The organism is Eubacterium album, from assembly GCF_025336545.1.
Classification (GTDB): Bacteria; Bacillota; Clostridia; order Lachnospirales; family Lachnospiraceae; genus Eubacterium_U; species Eubacterium_U album.
In genome coordinates this window covers 25,396-47,797 of record NZ_JAODBU010000003.1, presented here as the reverse complement: position 1 = coordinate 47,797, position 22,402 = coordinate 25,396, and the positions used below count along the sequence as shown (strand labels likewise).

18 protein-coding genes and 1 other RNA gene are annotated in these 22,402 nt (G+C 33.1%); 1 reads left to right on the top strand and 18 read right to left on the bottom strand.

The window, feature by feature from the left end; genetic code table 11:
* Nucleotides 1-146: 146 nt before the first annotated feature.
* The 4 genes from N5B56_RS02815 to N5B56_RS02800 form a co-directional block, all read right to left on the bottom strand.
* Nucleotides 147-662, bottom strand: coding sequence for a shikimate kinase (locus N5B56_RS02815; RefSeq protein ID WP_117908439.1), 516 nt, complete (start codon nt 660-662; stop codon nt 147-149).
* A 94-nt stretch (nt 663-756) separates the two neighbouring features.
* Nucleotides 757-1,992: a Y-family DNA polymerase gene (locus N5B56_RS02810; RefSeq protein WP_260978345.1), complete on the bottom strand. Its 1,236-nt coding sequence runs from the start codon at nt 1,990-1,992 to the stop codon at nt 757-759.
* 67 nt (nt 1,993-2,059) lie between these two features.
* Nucleotides 2,060-2,671, bottom strand: coding sequence for a flavin reductase family protein (locus tag N5B56_RS02805; RefSeq protein WP_117908435.1), 612 nt, complete (start codon nt 2,669-2,671; stop codon nt 2,060-2,062).
* Complete coding sequence (locus tag N5B56_RS02800) at nt 2,671-3,819, bottom strand: NTF2-like N-terminal transpeptidase domain-containing protein (RefSeq protein ID WP_260978344.1); 1,149 nt, start codon at nt 3,817-3,819, stop codon at nt 2,671-2,673. The genes N5B56_RS02805 and N5B56_RS02800 overlap by 1 nt, the downstream gene beginning before the upstream one ends.
* A gap of 121 nt (nt 3,820-3,940) precedes the next feature.
* Here N5B56_RS02800 and N5B56_RS02795 point away from each other — a divergent pair, with 121 nt between their 5' ends.
* Nucleotides 3,941-4,972 carry a sigma-70 domain-containing protein gene (locus N5B56_RS02795; RefSeq protein ID WP_260978343.1) on the top strand — a complete coding sequence of 344 codons (1,032 nt, stop codon included), beginning with the start codon at nt 3,941-3,943 and terminating at the stop codon, nt 4,970-4,972.
* A gap of 90 nt (nt 4,973-5,062) precedes the next feature.
* Here the strand turns inward: N5B56_RS02795 and N5B56_RS02790 are convergent, their stop codons facing one another.
* From N5B56_RS02790 to tadA, 14 genes are all read right to left on the bottom strand, one after another.
* A complete protein-coding gene (locus tag N5B56_RS02790) occupies nt 5,063-5,254 on the bottom strand; it encodes a type II toxin-antitoxin system antitoxin (RefSeq protein WP_117909009.1) in 192 nt (63 codons plus the stop codon).
* Nucleotides 5,255-5,463: 209 nt separating this feature from the next.
* A complete protein-coding gene (locus N5B56_RS02785; RefSeq protein ID WP_260978342.1) occupies nt 5,464-6,501 on the bottom strand; it encodes an SPFH domain-containing protein in 1,038 nt (345 codons plus the stop codon).
* Nucleotides 6,502-6,882: 381 nt separating this feature from the next.
* A complete protein-coding gene (locus N5B56_RS02780) occupies nt 6,883-7,629 on the bottom strand; it encodes a LiaF transmembrane domain-containing protein (protein WP_117908428.1) in 747 nt (248 codons plus the stop codon).
* Nucleotides 7,629-8,087, bottom strand: coding sequence for a LytTR family DNA-binding domain-containing protein (locus N5B56_RS02775; protein ID WP_260978341.1), 459 nt, complete (start codon nt 8,085-8,087; stop codon nt 7,629-7,631). The genes N5B56_RS02780 and N5B56_RS02775 overlap by 1 nt, the downstream gene beginning before the upstream one ends.
* 221 nt (nt 8,088-8,308) lie before the next feature.
* On the bottom strand, nt 8,309-10,045 hold the full coding sequence (locus tag N5B56_RS02770; RefSeq protein WP_260978340.1) for an ammonium transporter: 1,737 nt from the start codon (nt 10,043-10,045) through the stop codon (nt 8,309-8,311).
* A gap of 366 nt (nt 10,046-10,411) precedes the next feature.
* A complete protein-coding gene (locus tag N5B56_RS02765) occupies nt 10,412-11,347 on the bottom strand; it encodes a transketolase family protein (RefSeq protein ID WP_260978339.1) in 936 nt (311 codons plus the stop codon).
* The gene (locus N5B56_RS02760) at nt 11,335-12,171 is read right to left on the bottom strand and encodes a transketolase (RefSeq protein WP_022089338.1); all 837 of its coding nucleotides are present in this window, start codon (nt 12,169-12,171) and stop codon (nt 11,335-11,337) included. The genes N5B56_RS02765 and N5B56_RS02760 overlap by 13 nt, the downstream gene beginning before the upstream one ends.
* 15 nt (nt 12,172-12,186) lie before the next feature.
* Nucleotides 12,187-16,671 carry a hypothetical protein gene (locus N5B56_RS02755; RefSeq protein ID WP_260978338.1) on the bottom strand — a complete coding sequence of 1,495 codons (4,485 nt, stop codon included), beginning with the start codon at nt 16,669-16,671 and terminating at the stop codon, nt 12,187-12,189.
* 48 nt (nt 16,672-16,719) lie between these two features.
* Nucleotides 16,720-17,316: a recombination mediator RecR gene (recR, locus tag N5B56_RS02750; protein WP_022089336.1), complete on the bottom strand. Its 597-nt coding sequence runs from the start codon at nt 17,314-17,316 to the stop codon at nt 16,720-16,722.
* A 10-nt stretch (nt 17,317-17,326) separates the two neighbouring features.
* A complete protein-coding gene (locus N5B56_RS02745; protein WP_022089335.1) occupies nt 17,327-17,668 on the bottom strand; it encodes a YbaB/EbfC family nucleoid-associated protein in 342 nt (113 codons plus the stop codon).
* Nucleotide 17,669: 1 nt separating this feature from the next.
* Complete coding sequence (gene dnaX / locus N5B56_RS02740; protein ID WP_022089334.1) at nt 17,670-19,232, bottom strand: DNA polymerase III subunit gamma/tau; 1,563 nt, start codon at nt 19,230-19,232, stop codon at nt 17,670-17,672.
* A gap of 171 nt (nt 19,233-19,403) precedes the next feature.
* Nucleotides 19,404-21,404 carry a hypothetical protein gene (locus N5B56_RS02735; protein ID WP_260978337.1) on the bottom strand — a complete coding sequence of 667 codons (2,001 nt, stop codon included), beginning with the start codon at nt 21,402-21,404 and terminating at the stop codon, nt 19,404-19,406.
* Nucleotides 21,405-21,603: 199 nt separating this feature from the next.
* An RNA gene (ffs, locus tag N5B56_RS02730) (signal recognition particle sRNA large type) lies at nt 21,604-21,864 on the bottom strand.
* 83 nt (nt 21,865-21,947) lie between these two features.
* Entirely contained in the window at nt 21,948-22,400 is a 453-nt protein-coding gene (tadA, locus tag N5B56_RS02725; RefSeq protein ID WP_147585389.1) for a tRNA adenosine(34) deaminase TadA, read from the bottom strand.
* Nucleotides 22,401-22,402 lie beyond the last annotated feature (2 nt).

Genomic DNA, 22,402 nt, shown 5'->3' with positions numbered 1-22,402 from the left:
ATTGTTATTTTGTTCACATGCTACCAGGCTCAAAAGTTCTAAGCCTACATGAGTTTGTTCATAAGTAAGTGAATTATCTTATTATTCGCCTTTGTATTAACAAATTATTTTATTCACATTCGTTTTTTCCTATTTTTACATCTGCCCTATTTTTCGCCTTTGTACTCTTTTATTTTTTCTAATGTAAACTGCACAGTTTCTTCTACATTTATGTTACTTTCATTTACCACTACATCTGCATATTTTTCATAAAGGGGTACTCTTTCGTTAAATAAATCATCAAGCGTCTGTCCATCACGCAAAACTACGCCTCTGTTTTTCAAATTGCCAAGTCTCTTTTTTAGGTTTGCCAAATCAAGCTCTAAATATACAACAGTTGCAATTTCTGACAAATGTTCCATTGCTTCCCTGCCGTACACTACGCTTCCGCCTGTTGAAATAATGGCTTTTTTAGGATTTAATGATTTATTTATATCATTTTCTACCTGAATAAATCCATCTATTCCTTTTTCAGCTATTATTTCTTTAAGTAATTTATTTTCTCTATCCTGAATTACCAAATCAGCATCTATAAACTGGTATCCCATCAACTTTGCAAGTATTACTCCTACTGTACTTTTTCCTACTCCCGGCATTCCTATTAAAACAATATTTTCCTTCATTTTCAGTCCTTTCTCTATTTGTTGCTATTTAATACTTTATCAATTTTATAATTTTTTGCTACTGCTTACACTTTGTAAAATTAGCTATTAGTATTTAATGTTTCTTTATTTTATCTTTATTCAAAAGACTTGCCCTTGACACGGCATCTTCTCCATATTTTTCTTTTATTGCATCTAATGCCTTATCAAGTTTTTTCATTTTTTCTCTGGACGGTTGAACCTTTTGTGATTGTTTTTCATTCATAAGCTCAAATATTGACATTTGCTCCGGCTCATCTTCTCCTACAAGATTCGCTGTTCTTATTCCTAAAAGTCTTACCGGCTTTCCTGTCCAAATATCCTTAAATAACTGTTTTGCATTTTCGTATATTTCATTTTCTACATTTGTAGCATTATACAAACTTGTCTGATGAGACATTTTTGAAAAATCATTATACTTTATCTCAATGGCAATTGTTTTTGCTTTTTGTCCGGACTCTCTCAATCGTCCGCTTACCTTTACAGCCAACTGTAATAATACTAAATTTATATCATCTATTTTGTCTAAATCTGTTGGAAGTGTTGTAGAATTTCCAATTCCTTTAAAATCTTCTTTTGTAGCATTTACTTTTGAATCATCAATTCCATTTGCATACTCCCACAAAATTTTCCCGTGTTTTTTCAAATGTGATTCCACTATATTAACCGGTGTATTTGCTAACTGACCTATTGTATGGATTCCTAATTTATTTAAAACTTCCACACTTGATTTGCCTGCCATAAACAGTTCACCAACCGGAAGTGGCCACATTTTTGTTTTTATTTCTTCCGGAAACAATGTATGTATTTTATTTGGCTTTTCAAAATCCGATGCCATTTTTGCTAATACTTTTTTAGAAGAAATTCCTATGTTTACTGTAAATCCTAATTCATTTTGAATTCTGTTTTTTATAACCTCTGCTGCTGACATATATGAACTGAACTTATTCTGAATTCCCGTATAGTCAAAATAACATTCATCAACACTGACCTGTTCAATGTCCGAAGTATATTCTTTTAATATGGAAATAAATTTTCTACTCTGCTCACGGTAATACTCATGTTCAGGTGGTATTATCATAATATCAGGGCATTTTTTTAATGCATCAGCCACCGGCTCACCTGTTTTTATTCCATATTTCTGAGCTGATATTGATTTTGCAAGGACTATTCCATGACGTTTTTCTCTGTCACCACCTATGATAGCCGGAATTGTTCTTACATCTACATCATTGCCTTCCTTTAGCAGTTTTACTGCAGTCCAACTTAAAAATGCTGAATTTACATCAATATGAAATATAATTTGTTCCATACACTGCCACCTGCCTTTTTCCTAGTAGCTTTTCCTAAATATCTATGCTTTTGCATTTTTCGACTTTTTATCTCTTATTTTCTAATCTTTTCTTTTTATTTGCAGATTTTTTTCTCTTTTTCTTCATTACGCTATAACCAAATCTTCCAAGATTTTGACCTAAACTATAATAATGTCCATGAGAATATACTATTGGATTTGCTTTTTCTAATTGGAATCTTCCATCCTTATCCATATATTCTTTGTCTGCGTGTACTGCTAATACATTTGCAATAAACATGTCATGAGAACCACATTCTTTTACATCAACAACTTTGCACTCAATGTTCACCGGACTTTCTTTTATTAATGGAGCCTTTACATACTGTGCCTTTTCTTTTGTCAAATGTGCTTCTTTAAATTTATCAACATCTCTTCCTGATTTAACTCCACAATAATCTGTTGCATACGCCAAATCTTTTGTAGTCAGATTTATTACAAATTCTCCTGTTTCTTTTATCATCTTATACGAATGTCGCGATGGTCGTATTGATACATAAGCCATCGCCGGATTTGTACATATTGTGCCTGTCCATGCAACTGTCAGTACATTGTCATTACCTTCGTTATCACTTACCGTTACCAAAACTGCAGGCAAAGGAAATATCATATTCCCCGGTTTCCAAATTTCTTTTGACATTAATCTTCTCCCTTTTCTTTTTGGTTTTTATTTTTAACTTTTATATCCGTAAGGGTTAATGTTTGATCTTCATTTAATGTATAGGTTAAAGTCATTTTTGTTTTACATGAACCACCTATACTGTAAACATAACTCGTATAAATTGCTGTATCTGTAGAGGACACATATGTATACACAAAATCATATGTAACAGTAAATGTATTATTATTGTTGTATACACTATTATGTGTAACTTCTCCCGGTTCAAATGAAACTACTGAATATTTATCAATGTTCTTTGTTTCCGGCCAATATAATACTTCTTCTGTTTCTTTTAAATATTTATCAACCTTTTTCTGAAGTTTTTTATCATTTGCAAAATATGCTTTTAACTCTTTATTATTGCCTTTTTTCTCCCTTGCATTAACATAAAACTGAGTAATCATATTGTCTGCATTTGCCTTTATTTTTTCTTCAAATTCTAAATTTGCATGATATGCTGTAGCGTCGAAATTAATTGTAGTTCCTTCCTGAATAATTTCAGGTTTTAAATCTATCTGGCTATATCTGTTTATCGCATTTGCGTCATATGCTCCGTAAAGTATTTTATCAAAATGATATGTATCTGTATTTGTATTCGCGTCTGTCGTGACCTTAGCCATGTCTTTTGTTACGACTTCTCCATTTATATATAAAGCATCTCCTGTCGGCACAACAAAATTTACGTTTTTTACAAGCATTTTTGATATATCTACTTTATAATCAGGAATAATCTGCATTCCATGTTTTACTTCATCAAATACCAATTTTATTGTCTGGTTAGTTTCTGTTGTTTCATTATTACATATAATATCTACTGTCTTTTTGCCATTTTCTTTATATGGCTCAGAAATTTCATATGAATCAATTACAATAGATTCTCTTATCTTTTTCACTCTGTCTGTGTATGCAGTTTTGTTTATATATGTATTCTTTGGCTGATTTACAAGACCATATATTGTATCATAATCCTGTGCTAAAAATGCTTTGAAATATGCAACTGCCTCATCAGTAGGATTAGATTCATAATTTACATATGACAATCCTGCGCCTATTACTGCACATACTGTCAAAAATAAAAGTGCTCCTATCAGTCTTACTATATTGGAATTTATTATTTTTTTAATCATTTCAATCCACCTTCCCGTTTCAAAATAATGTTACCTATTATCCTTGATTTTTGCAAGGCTTTTATGTATCATTTATGTATCAAAATTGCTTTTACTTTACAAAAAGCGGATTGGAGAATTCATGGACAAAAAATTACTTTTTAATGATGCTTTGTCTTCTTTAATAGAATTTGCGGCAGCTAATGCAAACCATGTGTCTACTGAAGACATTCATACTTTTTTCAATGACATAATAGAAGATGAAAAGCAATACGAATTTATATATAAGTACTTACAGGAAAGTAAAATAAAAATTGATGGAATGGATTATATTGTTTCTGAAGAAGTGACTATTGATCCTAAGGAAGAAGAGACTAAGGAATTAGAGGCTGTAAAAGCAGCTGAAAGTAAAGTTGTAGAAACTGAAGCTGAACTTGCTTTTATTGAAATGTATAAAAAAGATTTAGAGGCTATCGATGAAATATCAGAAGCCGAGCTTGCTAATTTACTTGATTTGCTTGCAAACGGAGACCTTTCTGTTACTAATAAAATTGTTGAATCTCAACTTTCAAAAGTAGCTGGCATTGCAAATGAATTTCGTGGGCAGGGTGTAACTTATGGTGATTTAATTCAGGAAGCAAATATCGGATTAATGATAGCTCTTTCTGAATTTAATGGTTCTTCAGATGAATTTGCAGCTTATGTTGATGATGCCATCAGAAATACATTAACTCTTGTCATCAATGACCAAATTAACGAAGACCGTGTTGGCGAACATCTGGCTAACCGTATGAATGAATTAGATGAAATTTCCAGAGACCTTACTGAATTGCTTGGTCGTGCTCCAACTTTTGAAGAGTTGGCTAAGAAAATGGGCATAACTGAAGATGAAGTTGAAACTATTGTAAAAACTTCTCTTAATGTTTTAAATGCCGGTGATTCTCAGGATGCAGAAGCTATCAATAAAGCGTCTTCTGAATTAAACGCTACAGAAGCTAATAATTCTGATTTAAATGATTTGGGCTTAAATGATTTTGAATCTTCTATATTAAATAACTCTGTATCAAATGACTTTGGAACATCTTCTCCATTAATTAATAATACTGACGAAGAATTTGAATCTTCTGAAACAGATTTAGGTGACCCATTAGAATGGAAGATAAATAAAAAATAGTATTTTAGAATGCAAAAAAATATGATTTTAAAATAGAAAAAAACAACGGATGATTTTAATAAATATTAAAATCATCCGTTGTTTTTTACACTATTTTCCTTTTCTCTTTTTTACGCACTCCGCTAAAAGATATTCAATCTGGCCATTTATTGAGCGGAAATCATCTTCTGCCCATGCTGCAATCTCTTCCCATAATGAAGGGGACAGTCTTAACAACACCTGTTTCTTTGCCTTTTCTTTTTCTTTTAGTTTTTTTTCTTTTGTTAATATTTCTTTTTCCATATTAGAAATATTTTCTAAACGTTTTTGGAGCTCAAGTTCTTTTTTATTAAGTTGTTCTTCCTTATCCATACCGGCTCCTTTCACTGTTTTTCAATATATATAGTTTCAAATAGTCATAACTTTTTTAATTTATTTTAGCTCAATTGTTTGACTTATTTTAACATTATTATCTGTTGAATTAATTTTTAATTTATTATTTTCTATTTTTATTAATAAATACTTCCGCTGTTCACAATTGGTTGTGCTTCTTTATTTCCACATAACACAACTAAAAGATTGCTTACCATAGCAGCTTTTCTTTCTTCATCAAGCACCACAATTTCTTCTTCTCCAAGTTGGTCAATTGCCATTTTAACCATACTTACTGCGCCTTCAACAATTTTCTGTCTTGCTGCAATAATTGCCGTTGCCTGTTGTCTCTGAAGCATTGCTGCAGCTATTTCTTCTGCATATGACAAATGAGTTATTCTAACTTCCATAATTTCTATTCCGGCATCTTCAACCTTTTTCTGTAACTCTACTTCCATACTATCTGCAATTTCCTGGCTGCTTCCACGTAGAGTCTTTTCGTTATCATCCTCATTTTCATCTGATATTATATCATAAGGATACAATCTTGAAATATTTCTTATTACAGAATCACACTGAGTTGATAAAAATTTCATATAATTATCAACATTTAAAACTGCTTTTGTAGGGTCAATTATCTTGCAAATAACCACCGCTCCGATAATTATCGGATTTCCTAAAGCATCATTCACTTTCTGTTTCTCATTATTTAATGTTATAACCTTAGTTGATATTTTCTTTTTTGTAACTCCGGCAACTTTTGCTGAGCTGTTACCATTAACATCAGAAGAAATTTCAAAGATATTTCCTGTTGTTTCTTCGTTAGGAACTACTGCACTACAAAATGGATTTATAAAATAAAATCCTGCACTTTTAATTGTGCCATAATATTCACCAAAAAGAGTAAATACCATTGCTTCATTAGGATTAACTGATTTTAGTCCACATGACAGAACAATAGATACAATTAATAACGCTAAACTAACAACAAATAAACCGATTCCTAATCCAAATATCACGTCATTAACATCTTCATAGTTTATTGCAAAAACTAATCCTAGTACAAACGTCACAACTGTTGCTACATATCCAAGTATATTGGCAAATAACATTGCGAATCCATTTTTCTTAGTAATTTCCCTTTCCTTTACATTACTTAACTTTACATTTTCATCCATAACTTTATCCTCCCAAGTATTAAAGTGATATTATTTTGATATTACTTTAATACTTATTCTTTTCTTTGTCAATGATAAAATTTATAATACACAAATTCTGATAATTTACTTTTTCCCTCCTATGGTCTATGTGAATAAACTTTAATAAAATTTATTCACAAGACAAAAGTATTTTCTGCATTGTAGCATATGCTCTAATCAAAAAAGACCAAACAGTGTGCTGATATGTACCCAGAATCCTGGACACATATCATGCATGCATACTGTTCAGTCTTTTTTCTTATACTTATTCTTTTATTGTAATTGATTGCTTTTTAATTCTATACTAAATTTTATTATAGGTTTATTTTTCTCATACCTCTTTTGCTACTACTTCTATATTTAAATGTATTTTATTGTAACGCCAGACAAATTTGCTGATCCCTTAATAACAACTGTCACGCTTTCAGCATCTGTTGGTGCTTTTGTACCTTCTTCGTCGTAGCCGCCAAATGAACAATTTAACTCATTTTCTACAATCCAGTTAGCCGGAATATAAATTTCCACTCCTCCAAATGAATTCTTTATTTCTATTTCAAGTCTCTTACTTGGCACTTTTGCCTTATCTAAATAAATTGACATTCCTGAAAATTCATTTCTTACATATACTTTTTTTAAATTATTTGAAGTAATGTATTTAACAGTTCCTGCAAATTTTGATTCGCATGTTACTACTTCTCCGCTATCCTGCTCTACATTAACATTTTCATCAAAATATTTTCCTTCATTACTACTATTATTGCTGTAATAATGATTTCCACCTGAGTAATCTTTTTTCCATTTTTTATTTTTCTTTCCAAATATCATGCTTATTCCAATACTTCCTAACAATGCTGCAAACAGAATCGGCCATGGAGTTATACTTTCAATGTGAAGTTGCTCTGACCAGACAATTGCTAAAAAAGCAAGCGAGAATAATATTGTTGTTGCCTGTAATCTTACAATTCCATCTAATAATGCAGCACCAAAAAGTACTGTAAAAATTATACTCCAGACACCCACGCCTTCAATCAGACCCAGACCATTAACTACAATTAATGCAGCCATTATTATAAATATCATTCCCCAGTAAATATTGTTTTTTTTCATCACATATTCCTCATTTCTTCTAATTTTTCTTTTAACGGCTTGTAATATGCCCTTGAAACATATACATGTTTAGGCGTTCCTTCAAATTCAATTAAACTTGACGCTGTCAGATTTCTTGTAATCGCATACACTTTCTTTACATTTAAAATTGCTGACTTTGATATTCTGCTAAAGTACCATGGTAATATTTTCTCCAATTCGTATAATTTACTGCCTGTTAAAAATATCTCATTTGCTGTATGAGCCATAACCTGATTGTTATCAGTTTCAAAAAAAAGAATTTCACCAACATCTATATAAAATTCTTTTTCACCCTGTTTAAGCTCAATTTTAAGACTCTGGTTTTCCATCGCTGAGATAGTTTTCCGAATATTAATTATATTCTCATTCAGTTCGTGGCAATTTATTATTACCTGTTCCTCTATGCAGTTTTCATCCACATTTACGATTACTTTCATATCTGACTCCTTATGTGATGATTATATTTGCAAATTATGTGGATGTAAATAGATTTTATGTAAGTGGTATTTTATTAGCAGTAAGTGGTAAATACCAGTCTGTGAACGTTATTTGCAAACAAATTTAGGAGCCGATGGATAACCACCGGCCCCTTTAATGAGATTAAGTAAAATATATTTTAAGAACAGAGTTCCTAAATATCCATTATATTGTTGAGTATTTACTCATTTGAAAGTGCTGCAATACCTGTGTCACCTGTTCTGACTCTCATTACATCTTCTACATCTGTTACGAAAATCTTACCATCGCCAACACCGCCTGTATAAAGAGCTTTTCTAGCTGCTGCTACTACAAGGTTAGGATCAACTGTTGATACAACGATTTCAACTTTAACCTTTGGAAGAAGGTTCATGCTCATCTTAACACCTCTGTAAACACCACTCTTTCCCTGTTCAACACCACAGCCCATTGCCTGGATAACTGTCATACCTGTTACACCGATAGCTGCCATTGTGTCTTTAAGGGTTCCAAATTTATCTTCATTACAAATAACTGTAATCTTTGTATATTTTCCAGTTGGTTTTGCTTCACCAATTGATAATGTAGCAGGTTCAAGATTTGCTACATCTACTGCTCCTACGCTTTCACCCATGTATGAAGGTGTTGTAGGAAGGAAGTCTGCATATGCTGATGCAAGACCATGTTCTGATATATCCATACCAATAATTTCTTCTTCTGCTGTTGTTCTAAGTCCTATTGTATGTTTAATAAGCTGGAATACAATTGTCATCATGATTGCTGCATATACATCAATTGCAACAATACCTAAAATCTGAATTCCTAATAATTTTGCTCCACCTCCGTAGAATAAACCTGCGTAATAAGAACCATCTGCAAATGCCTGAACTGTATCGCCTTTACCTGTTGCAAATAAGCCTACTGCAATTGTTCCCCAAACACCGTTTGCCCAGTGAACACCAACTGCACCAACAGGGTCATCGATGTGGAACTTCTTATCAAGTACTTCTACTACTACATCTACTAAAATACCTGCAACTGCACCAATTACTAAAGCACCAATTGTATCAACTGAAGCACAACCTGCTGTAATTGCTACCAAACCTGCAAGTGATGCATTTAAGCACATACCTACATCAGGTTTTCCATCTTTAATCCAAGTAAATATCATACATACAACTGTTGCTGTTGCAGGAGCGATTGTTGTATTCATAAAGATTGATGCAAGACTGTCTGTGTTTGTTGCAGCTGCACCGTTAAATCCATACCATCCAAACCAAAGGATGAAACATCCAAGAGCTCCAAGTGTTATTGAATGTCCACCGATAGCATTTGAAATAATTGTTCCATCTGCTTTCTTTGTGTATTTACCAATTCTGGCTCCAAGAATAATTGCTCCGACTAAAGCTGCCATACCACCTACTGAGTGGATTACTGCTGAACCTGCGAAATCTACGAAATGTAATTTCTGTAACCATCCGTTTCCGCCGTAGTTCCAAACCCAACCTGCTTCAATAGGATATACAATCAAACTGATTGCTGCTGAGTAAACACAATAAGCACTGAATTTTGTTCTTTCAGCCATAGCTCCTGAAACAATTGTTGCTGCTGTTGCACAGAATACTAACTGGAATACGAACTGTGACCAATTGAAGTTGCTGTAATTTGTGAAGATGTCAAGATTTGGAATACCAATGATTCCCATTACATAATCTTCTGACATCATAAGTCCAAAACCTAAAACAATGTACATTATAGTACCGATACAAAAATCCATCAGGTTCTTCATGATAATGTTACCTGCATTCTTTGCTCTGGTAAATCCTGTTTCAACCATTGCGAAACCGGCCTGCATAAAGAATACTAAACTTGCACCAATTAAGAACCAAATTGCAAAACTACTACTTGTAGCTGCCTCCAAAATTTCATTTGCGTCCATAACTAATTCCTCCATTCTTTTTTCATTGTCCTATAGATTTTACTTAAGAAAGCATTTTTAAAGGGGAAACACTTTCCAAGTTCTGAGAAGTTTTTCTTCTCATTTGTAATCATCCGGTAAATATTAATTACTGTATAATTACTAATACAAAAAAATACAAGGGCACTGACTTCTTACGTCTGCGCCCTTGCATTTCTTATCATGCACTGTATTCTAGCAAATGATTTTTTAAATTTCAACTAAAAATCGATTTTGCTTATTTTATAATACAAATCCTTTTGTATTTTAAATTGACATTTAATTATTTTAATTTGATATTTATTTTATTCATATATTCCTTAAAAAATTTAATATCAATTGCATCTTTTACATTATTTCTTTAATTGATTTATATACGCCTTCGCCATCTAAACCAAATTCTTTTAACAACTCAACAGCCGGTCCTGAATGTCCATAAACATCCTGAACACCAATTTTTGTAACAGGTGTAGGACATTTTGCACTTAAGCAGTCACAAACTGCACTTCCAAGTCCACCAATAACTGAATGTTCTTCAACAGTTACTACTTTACCTGTAGCCTTTGCTGATTCTACAATTAAATCTTCATCTAATGGCTTAATTGTATGAATATTAATTACTGTAGCTTCAATTCCATCCTGTGCCAATTTTTCTGCTGCTTCCAAAGCTGAAGATACCATGAGTCCTGTTGCAACAATTGTAAGGTCCTTACCTTCACGCATTATTACACCCTTACCTACTTCAAACTTGTAATCTTCTTTATTTAATACAGGTGCAGCCAAACGTCCAAATCTTAAATAAACAGGTCCGTCAATTTCATATGCTGCCTTTACTGCCGCTCTTGCTTCTACATCATCACATGGATTAATAACTGTCATTCCAGGGATTGTTCTCATTAAAGCAATATCTTCATTACACTGATGTGTAGCTCCATCTTCACCTACAGAAATACCTGCATGTGTAGCTCCTATTTTTACATTAAGATGTGGATATCCAATTTCATTTCTAATCTGTTCGTAAGCTCTTCCTGCTGCAAACATAGCAAATGTACTTGCAAAAGGAACTTTACCTGTTGTTGAAAGTCCTGCTGCAATCCCCATCATATTTGCTTCTGCAATACCACAGTCAAAGAATTTGTCAGGGTTTGCTTTTTTGAAAATGCCTGTCTTTGTAGCTGCTGCTAAATCAGCGTCTAATACTACTACGTTATCATGCTCTTTAGCTAATTCTACAAGTGCATTACCATAGCTTTCTCTTGTTGCTATCTTCTTTACTTCTGACATAATGCTTCACCTGCTTTCTCTAATTCTTCCATTGCCTGTTCAAACTGCTCATCATTTGGAGCTGCACCATGCCATGAAGCCTGGTTTTCCATAAACGAAACGCCTTTTCCTTTAATACTCTTCATAATAATTGCTGTAGGCATTCCTTTTGTTTCTCTTGCTTCCTTTAAAGCTGCTCTAATTTCATCAAAATTATGAGCATCTATATTAATTACATGGAAATTAAATGCTTCAAATTTCTTATCAATTGGGTATGGTGAACATACATCTTCAATTGTTCCATCAATCTGAAGGTTATTATTATCGACAATAACAGTAAGGTTATCTAACTTCTTTGCTCCTGCAAACATAGCTGCTTCCCAAATCTGTCCTTCCTGAATTTCGCCATCACCTGTAACTGCAAATACTCTGTAATCTTTGTTATCAATCTTTGCGCCTAAAGCCATTCCTACTGCTGCAGAAACACCCTGTCCTAATGAACCTGCTGACATATCAACACCCGGTGTATGCTTCATATCGGGATGTCCCTGTAAATAAGAACCGATATGTCTTAAAGTTGTTAAATCTTCCTTAGGGAAGAATCCTTTTTCTGCTAACACTGCATATAAAGCAGGTGCAACGTGACCTTTTGATAAAACTAATCTGTCTCTGTCTTCCATCTTAGGATTTTTAGGGTCAACATTCATTTCTTCGAAATACAAAAATGTTAACATGTCGGCTACTGATAATGATCCACCCGGATGTCCTGATTTTGCGCTGTGTACGCCTTTAATAACACCTTTACGCACTTCATTTGCTATTTTTTCAAGCTGTAAATTTTCCATTTTAATTCCTTTCTTTTATTTAATATTAAAATCTGCTTCTTTTAATATCTGCAAATCGTCTTTATCTTTTGTTTTAAAAATACCAACGATTTTTCTGCCTAATTTATGTTTTGCCCTTTTTATGGCTGCATCTAATATTTGTTCAACATCCTTCTGACTGATTTCTTTCTTTGTTCCATACCAGTCATCTATAGCTTTAAATAATGCAAGCATTCCCATCTCGTTGATATTAAAGCCGTTATCTTTAGCATATTGAACACCATAAGCTACCCATTCTTTTACATTATAAGTCTTAATAAGAATAGGATAATCAAAAATCTGTTTTAACTCTTCATTCTCATCAAACATATCTGCCATTGCATCAGTTTCTCCTTCGAGAACTATCAACATGTCATTTGTATAAAGTTTAGCAGACTTAATTATCTCATCTATTTGCTCACTATTCAAATCTGTAGCTTTTTCTACAATTAAATCGCTTCCCATAAGTTTGTTTAATGCAGCTGTAAATCCTCTTCGGTTTAATACCTCCGCATTTACTTTAGCAATTCTTCTTCCGGCTCTGCCTCTCTTTGCATTAACCATCTTGATTATATCAATAGCCAATGTAGTTTTTCCACTTTTTTCATCACCACTGATTGCTATGTTTCCATTTGAAGAATTTCCATCAGGCACAAATTCTTTGACTAATTTTTCAATTGTGTATTTTATTGTATCGTCCAATCCTTCAATGTTTGTATAATTTGCAAACACCTTCATATCTTCATCTGTTACAATTTTTGTTCCTGAATTATCTTTTTCTTCTTTTGTTTCAGATTCTTTCTCTGCTGATTTCTGTTCTGTTTCCTGTTCTGAATCTTTACCTTCTTCTACTGCATCTGATTCCTGCTCTGCAGGTTCAACCTCTTCTGTTGACTCTGATTCCTGCTCTGCAGGTTCAACTTCTTCTGGCTCTGATTCAACATAATCTTCTGATTTATCTAATGATCCTTTTAATTTACTATCTTCTACTTCATCATTATCATCCAGCCCATCAACTGATTCTGAATCTTCTTTAGAATCCGCAACATCCGTCAAATCGCTTAACTCTAATGCATCCTCATCGCTCAAATCAGGTAAATCGAGATTTGGAATTTCTATCTTAGGTATATCAAGTTCCGGTATGCTTATCTCCGGCATGCTTTCAATTTCCTGCGCAATCTTATCCATTTTGGCTGATACTTCAGGCATTTCAACATTTTCCATCTTTGATTTTTTTGTTTCTTCCGGCTCATCTTTAGTTAAATTTTCTGATGAATCTTCTTGTAATTCTTCCTCAACTAAATCTTCTTTTAGTTCTTCAAAATCCTCTACCGATTCATCTTCCGACTCCTCTATATCTTCTATATGTTCATCTTCTGAATCTTCAACTTCTTCCACGTCATCAATTGTTTCATAATCTTCTATTGTTTCCGCATATTCGTTTTCTGATTCATCAGTACTATTTATTTCAAACTCCTCTGTTGATTCGTTTTCTAATTCATCAACAGGTTTGTTTTCCGTTTTTCCTAGCGATTCCATTTCCGGCTCTGTTGATTCAACTGCGTCTTCATCAATTGTATCACTTTCCGACTCGCCAACTGTTTCTTCTAAAGGTTCATCCAGCAATTCAGGCTCTTCAGAAATTATATTTTCCTCCGCCTCTTTTACCAAATCACTGATACTCTTAGGTCTTTCTAATTCCATTGTTTTATCAATGTCTGAAATTAAAATTGACTCTCTTCGTTCTCTTTCAAGTTCTTCAGCAGGCATATCTCTGAAATCAATAATATCATTGTTAAATATTTCCTCTAAATCTGCTGATAATTCACTTAAACGCTTTTTAGGTAACTTTTCTGTAACAACCTCAGGCTCTTCATATTCTGGCAATTCCTCAGGCTTACCTTCAATATTCATCATTCTTTCGGAATCTATAATATTATTTAATTCTTCAAGTTCTTCCTTTTCATATTGAATAGTTTCCTCTATGTCGTAATTTACCAAATCTTCTTCCGGCAACTGATTCCCTAATACTGAATCATCTGTACCACTAATTATCTCAGGCATATCGAATTCCAAATCCAATGTTGGTACATTTGTCTGTTCTGACTCAGCTGCCTTTTCCAATTCCTCTTCGATATTTGGTATTGCTTTTGTTTCACCTGCGACTTCTTCATCTTCCAAAGCTTCAATGTCGATGTTTGGTATTACTTTTGTTTCACCTACGGCTTCTTCATTACCTAAAGTATCCATATCGGTATTCGGTGTTGCTTTTGTTTCACCTTCAGTTTCTGTATCTTCCAAAGCTTCAATATCAAAATTTGGAATTTCATTTGTTTCAGGTGATTTTTCAATATTATCTGTTTTTTCAAAATCAATCGGATCCAATGTTATTTCTGTCATCTCATTATCCATATTTGGAATTGAAGATGTATGCTTTTCTAATTGAACCGTATCTGAAATATCATTTGAACTTACATTAATTCTTTTTTCATTATGTCTTTCAGGAGCAGCAGACTGGTTTACTATTTCATTTAAATCCATTGTTCCAAATGAAATTTCACCTGTCTGGAATTTAATTTCCTCTTCTATAACATCGGTATCAACATCAGGAACAAATACATCTGCTGCCGCTTCTGCTGCAAATGATTCAAGTCCACGTTGAACCATATCTAATTCTTTTTCGTGGTCTGCACCAAGTTCCTTATCATGAGTAGGATTTTCAAATTCTGATACACCGGCATGCTGTATCTCTTTTCCCTGATTACTTATCTCAATTTCATCAAAATACTGCTCATTATCTTGGTTATTTGTCTCTGTCTCTTCAATTTCCTGTTCATTTCCTTCTTCATCTATACCAAGACCTTCATGTATCGACTGAATTCTCTTATAGTCAGGATTTATTTTTTCAAAATCTTCTTCTGTTTTTTCAACAATATTTTCTGCCTCATCTAAGGCCTTAACTGCCTTTTCAACTGTGTCCGCCTTAAGAATTCCCCTATCCTGAAGTTTATGTAAAACTTCTTCTATTGATAATTGTCCTGTATTCTGCTTTTTAACTATCTGATCTTCTTCATCATCAGTTATGCTTTCGTTATTTGAAGCATTATCTTCTTCGCTAAGACTTTTTTCATCAGAATCATTTTCTTGTATAGCATCAACATTCTCTTTACCATCAAAAATAGTTTCCGCTTCTTTATCGACATTGTTTTCTGTAGAATCGCTTTCAACAGCTATTTTTTCAACATCCAACTTGCCATCGCTTTCATCTGTCGCTTCTTTAGCTGAATAATCTGACTTTTCTTTAGAACTTTCTTCAATATTAGCTTCATCGACTATAAACTCATTTTCTTTTGATTCCAAGTTTTCTTCTGATTCCAAATTTTTGTTCACTTCTGGATTCTCTTCTGATTCTGAATTTTTGTTCACTTCTGGATTCTCTTCTGATTCTGAATTTTCTTCTGATTCTAACTCCAATTCGTCTTTTTCAAATTCATCTTCAAAAGTAATCTCATGCATTTCAGGATCATTTTGCTTTACAAATATCTCCTGTACATCAGGATTGTTCTGCTGTGCAAACAGTTCTTTTTGTTCCGATTCACCTTCGGCTTTCTTTTCGTCATTTGACTTGTGAATACTTTCTATAACAGGATGTTTAAGCTTTCTGATACTTTCTTTAAAATTATCCTTTCTTATCATAAATGGAATGCTTGGTCTCTCGTCAATAACCTCATCAGCTATCTTTACCGACACTGATTCTTTCTCTTTATCTTCAGAGATGGCATTATCTATTGATAAGTTATCTTCTATGTCTCCTGCCTGTTTGTTTTCTTTTCTCTCATCTTTTTCTATCTTTTGTAAAGGCTTTCTGCCTAATCTATAATTGTCATATCTCTCCTGCTGAAGCTTTGTAAGTGGTCTGTAAAGTTTTTTTAACTCCATAGCCTTATTTACATACTTTCCTTCAGCAAACCATAAGCTTATTTCATCGCACATATCAACGCAGCTTTCTTCATCTCCTGCTTCATGATATAACTTAGCTAATTCATAAGCCCATTTTTCCTCCATATCTTCCTGAATATACTTTTCAAGGATTTCTATTAGTTTTCCAATTGGAGCCTTCTTTGCTTTCTGCATTTCATACTGCAATATATATTTATCATTGTCCCTAGGTGCAAGTTCAACAAAGTCCTGATAAAACTCTTCTGCTTCATCAAACTGTTGTAATTTTGCTGACAACAAACACAACCTATAAGCCAAATGTCTTCCTGTATTTGTATTTTCATAAGCAATAATCAAAGCCTGCTTTGCCTTATCATACTGCTTTGCCATTTCATATGCATCTGCTATTAGGGATAAAATGTCATTTGCTTTTTCTCTTCTATAATCAAGAGAGTCTGCGATTTGCACTGCTCTTTCGTAATCTTTATTACGAACAGCGACTCTCATTTCTTCTATTTTAAAGTTATACTCATTTCTATCCATTTTGATAAACACCTTTCATTCATCCGCCGTTGCGAATTATGACTTAATCTAAATCTGCACTCTTCCCTGTAACGCTCTCAGTAACGTAACGTTATCAATACATTCTAAATCTCCACCTACCGGTACTCCACTGGCGATTCGACTTATCTTTATCCCTAAAGGTTTAACGACTTTGCTTATGTACATCGCCGTTGCTTCACCTTCAACGCTGGAATTTGTAGCAATTATAACTTCATCTACATCATCTTTTAATCTTTCAAATAATTCTTTAAGTTTTATATCATTCTGTCCAATTCCCATTAAAGGATTTATGGCACCATGTAATACATGGTATACCCCTTTATATTCTCCTACTTTTTCATAGGCTGCCATATCTTTTGTGTTTTCTACAACCATAATTGTTTTATGGTCTCTGTCTTTACTTGCGCAAATAGGACAAATGTCCTGATCTGTCAAAGTAAAACACTTTTTACAATATTTTACATTTTTCTTAGCATCAATAATTGATTGGGATAACTCTTCCACCTGTTCCTGTGGCATATCTAATATATAAAATGCAAGTCTTGACGCTGTCTTAGCGCCAATTCCCGGAAGTATGGAAAGTTCCTCAATCAACTTTGATATATATCCACTGTAATAATCCAATGTCTACTCCTTAAAATAATCCGCCAAGACCGCCTGTTATTTTAGACATCTGCTGTGTTGTATTTTCTTCTACAGTTCTGATTGCCTCATTTACTGCAGCCATAATTAAATCTTCTAACATTTCAATGTCATCAGGGTCTACAACTTCTTCATCAATTTTTACTTTTGTAATTTCTTTCTTACCTGTAATTGTCACTTCAACTGCACCGCCTCCGGCTGTAGTTGTAAATTCCTGGCTTTCAAGATTTGCCTGAGCTTCTTCCATCTGCTTCTGCATCTTCTGAGCCTGCTTCATTAAATTGTTCATATTCTGTGGCATTCCGCCACCTGGAAATCCTCCACGTCTTGCCATGTTAAAAATCCTCCTCTTCAATATCCATGTTTATTCTTGAGATTACTTCCTGATATACATCTGCAAAATTCTGATTATCTTCAAGCATTTGTACTTCAACTGTAACTTCTTTCTTTATCTGTTCGCTAATAATTGTATTTAGCATTTCTATGACTTCCGGCTTATTACACTGATTATAACCTACTGCACCATGTTTAAATACAACAAGTAATATGTTGTCACCTTTCACACTAAATCTTGCGTCTTTAAAATATGCTCTAAAGTGTGTTGGCAAATGTTTTTGTACCATTCCCCAATTATCAGCAACTTCCTGCACATCCTTTGGTATCGCCTTATCAAATTTCTTTTTAGGTTGTGACTGCCTCTCCGGTGTGGCACTTTGCGTTGTTGTAGGGCTTACTGCAACAACACCATTTTCTAATTTATTTTCAATTAAAGCCATTCTGTTTAATAAGGAACTTACATCCGTATCCATTGCCGGTTTATTAAGCTTTATAAGAGCTATTTCTATTAAAACTCTTTTCTGTGAAGAATATTTTATCTGATTTGACAAATCCGAAAAAACTCTTATGTATCTCATAAGAACTTCGGTCTCAACCATCTGCGCTTCTTCTTTTAATGCCTGGATTCTGTCTGCGGATGCGTCAATTACATCCTCAACATTATCTGATGTCTGAACTAATAATAAATTTCTCATATACCAGATAAAATCATTTACAAACTGTCCAAGTTCTCTTCCCTGCATTATCATATCATCCAATATATGCAGACTACCAACAACATCTCCATTTATAATGCCTCTGATAAGTTTGCTGAACACTTCTGTGTCTACAGCACCTAACACTTCAAGTACATTATCATAGGTAAGTGTTTGTCCTAAATAAAAAGCAATACACTGATCCAAAAGACTTAACGCATCTCTCATAGAACCATCTGCTGCCTTTGCAACATATCTGATTGCCTTATCTTCAACTGTAACCTGTTCCTTCTCCATCAATTCTGAAAGTCTGTCTGCTATCGTATCTATAGTGATTCTCTTAAAATCATATCGCTGACATCTTGAAAGAATTGTTATAGGGATCTTATGTGGTTCGGTAGTTGCAAGCACAAAAATAACATATGCCGGTGGTTCTTCTAATGTCTTTAATAACGCATTAAACGCTCCTATAGACAGCATATGTACTTCATCAATAATATAAACCTTATATTTTCCATCCGCTGGTGAGTACTGAATTTCTTCTCTAATTTGTCTGATATTATCAACACCATTATTAGAAGCCGCATCGATTTCAACTACATTCATTGAACTTCCTGCTGCAATAGCCTTACATGATGCACATTCATTACACGGGCTTCCATTAACCGGATGTTCACAATTAACCGCTTTTGCAAATATCTTTGCAATACTTGTTTTACCTGTTCCTCGTGTTCCACAAAAAAGATATGCATGGCCTATTCTGTTAGCTTCAATCTGATTCTGTAAAGTTTTAACAATATGATCCTGTCCCTTTACTTCGTCAAACGTTGCCGGTCTAAACTTTCTATATAAAGCTGTATATGACATTAGCCCGCTCCTTCCTGTGTCTATTTTAAATCTAAAAAATATGCTTAGTATTTATAAAAATGTTTTCATTCCTATAAATGGGCATACCTTTGGATTCATTATATAATATTTTGGAACAAAAATAAATCCCAAATATTAGAATATATCCAATATTTGGGACTATTTTTCATTCTATTTTCCATAAACTCTTAAGGCTAAATCCTGATTAATCAATTTGTTGTTAATTTTTGTTTTTAATGATACATTATTTTTTATAACTCCTATATTAACATTACATGTTTCAGACACGCCTGCTACTGAAATTCTTACTTCATATTTATTCCCCGGAGTCACTTTAACATCATCTAAGTCAAACATTTGCCATCCATCAACTATTCCGCTAATCGGAACTACACTACTATAAATACATTTTTTATCCTTTTGAGAATATAAATCCACCATATAATATCCATCTCTTATATCCCCGTTTATTGTTATATATGTTGAAATTTTAACCAATTTTTTCATCTTAGGTACAAAACATTCCGACACACTCTTTCCATTTATTGATGTAATACCTTTTAATTCTTCATTATTTGGCACTATCATATTATTGTCATAATTCAGTTTTTCAAGAGCCTTTTCATAATAATCATTTCGCACCCATACATTTGCTTCACTTTTTCCAATCTGAGTATAATTCTGTAATATGTAATTTCTCAAAGATGCGGCATAATCTACATATTTATATCCCCATATATCCATATCCTCAGCGTTAACAATTACTCTTGTTTTATTTTTTTCCAAATCATTAATTACATCCTGTTGGAACTCTTCCATAAACCACGGATGAATATGTACTAACCTTGTTGCCGGCATTCTATTATATGCATTGTAATCATTATATTCATTAAAACCGACCAAAAATATTTTTTCATTCTTTTTAGTTAATGCATTTATATATTTTGCCGTATCAGAAGTTTCTACATATTTAATATTGTTATTATATTCGCTCACTTCATTAAGAGCTGATGTAATCGGTACAACCATAAGAAATGTTAGCATTATTATTGTCACTTTTCGAACATTCCAAACTTCAAATAATAAATACGCTAACATAAATCCCGTCATTGCCAAATACGGTGTTGCATGCATATTTTCATCTGATGACCATATACCAAAACTTCTATTTCCCATTGCTATAATGGTAACAAACATAAGTATTCCATATATTTTCCCTTTTCGACTCATTTCTATGCAAAAAAGAATATTAACTACTACATACACCAAAATTATTACACTTGAATAAAGCGATACTGTTAATTGTTGTATTGCCTTCCAAATCATACTTCCATATCCAAAAAACGGAGCAATAACAGTTTTAAATATTCCTGAGAAATTAACATATTTTCCGTACACTTCCTGATTAAATTTATATGCCTGGTAAAACCATTCTTCTACTGAATTAGTTTTTAATAAATAAACCATCCATATTATAAAAGGAATTGCTATTATCACACTGGTTCTTATAATCTCATTCATTATATTTTTTTTATTTTCACTACTTTTTAATTGTTCAATATAAATTATGATAAATATAAGTGCCATAAAAAATATTGTCCATACCGCAGTCATAGCACAGGCAATTGCTAACCATGTGCTAATTGAAATAAAAATTGCTGAACTTAATTTTAATTTTTTTGTTTTAAAAAATAAAAATAATTCACATATAAGCACCATAAACGCGATAATTTCTATCTGTTCAGCCAACACTGTATGTCCTTTAGAAATACTGAACATAGACAAATACATAAATACAAAAGTGGGAATTATCCACGATGAAAATATATTTTTGTATCTAAAATACATAACTATCCACGACAAAAATATTAATAAATAAAAGCATGTACGTATTTCCTGAATTTCCGTAAAGCCTAACTTTACAATAATTCCAACAATGTAATACATCCCCGGCATATGTTGAGATATATAATCTTTATATATAACCCCGCCACGGCTTAATATTTTTCCTCCTAAAAAATTGTCTGATTCATCTAAAAACGGTCTATATGTTCTATACTGCATAAGTATTAATAATGCCAATAGCATTAACCCCATAGCTATTATGTCATTCTTCCCAATATGAAGTTCATTTTTTAGTTTCATAAATTTATTACCAACCATATTTTTCATTTTTACCACGCTTTATTTTTTAATTATACTTTTACTCATTTGCATTTCTATTTTAGTATCTTTTATATTATGCATTTATACCTAATCGTCATATTAAATACATTGCTTCATTATAGCAAACCACCTTATATATGTGAATCTTTTTTTCGACCAAAAAAAGAACTATAACTTATAAAGTCATAGTTCTTTTTATTTTAATCCGCGCGCTTTGTTTTGTGAAAATCTCATAGACGTTACCTCTACAGTTAACTCAGCTCAGGCACCCTCGCGTCACACGAAAGGTTTTGCTTAGTGCTGCTCCATTCCTGACCTGACACGATTCACAAATTTCCGTTGCACAAGACCCAAGCGTCAACATCACTTATAAAGGGCAGCTCTACAAAATAGACCCGACGCAAAGCATCACCCCTGCTGTAGCGGATTGCAGGTACAGGGCACCGCTATCTCCCCGGCTGCGCGGAAGTTTTAAACTTATTCAATTACAGACATTTAGTATACATTATTTTATTTTACTTTGTCAACGTAAAATAATACTAAATGAAACTACTTTTTATTTCTAAGATTTCTAAAAAACTCCTTAAGTAACATGCTGCACTCTTCTTCAAGAATTCCATTTTCACTTTCTACCTGATGATTGAAAGCATCTACATTAAACAAATTCATAATAGAACCGGCACAACCTGCCTTGGGATTCATACAACCTATGTAAACTTTTTTAATCCTTGCCTGTACAATTGCACCCGCACACATCTGACATGGCTCTGTTGTTACATACATTTCACAGTCATCAAGTCTCCAGTCATCTAACACTTTATTTGCTTTTTTTATGGCATTTAATTCTGCATGGCTTAAAGCATTTTTATCTGTCATTCTTCTGTTATAGCCTCTGCCTATAATTTTATCTTTATAAACAATTACGCAACCTATCGGTACCTCACCTATTGAAGCAGCTTTTTTTGCCTGCTTAATTGCCTCTTTCATGTATTTTTCATTCATTG